Source organism: Polaromonas sp. P1_G2 (assembly GCF_056405515.1).
On the sequence record NZ_JBFUBY010001516.1, the window covers coordinates 1 to 390 of the forward strand.

The 390-nt window shown below is 55.4% G+C and carries 1 protein-coding gene; it reads left to right on the forward strand.

The genetic code is table 11. The features are described from left to right. Positions 1–142 precede the first annotated feature (142 nt). A partial coding sequence (locus tag AC1D0P_RS31340) for a TetR/AcrR family transcriptional regulator (RefSeq protein ID WP_477680288.1) occupies positions 143–390 on the forward strand: 248 nt, incomplete at its 3' end.

Consider the following 390-nt stretch of genomic DNA (forward strand, 5'->3'; position numbering starts at 1 on the left):
CAGTCAGTGTTATCGGCATCGTCTATCTCCAGTTTGAATTGGAACGAGCAATCGTTATATAGTGATCGCTCTTTATTCATACATACCGACCGCTCTCTATGCAAGAATAAAAGAGCGCTCACTCTCTAATGCGAGGACAGCAATGCGCTACAGCGCTGAACACAGTCAGGAGACACGGACGCGCATCATCGATGCCGCCGGCAGGCTTTTCCGCAGGGAAGGTTACGGCGGATCAGGCATCGAGGGCCTGACCAAGGCGGCGGGTGTCACCAATGGCGCGTTTTACGGTCACTTCAAATCGAAGCGAGAGGCGTTTCGCACCGCTGTTGTCGCCGGGCTCGGGGAATTGCGCGCCGGCATTGCCGAGATCAAGGCTGCGCACACGAAAAC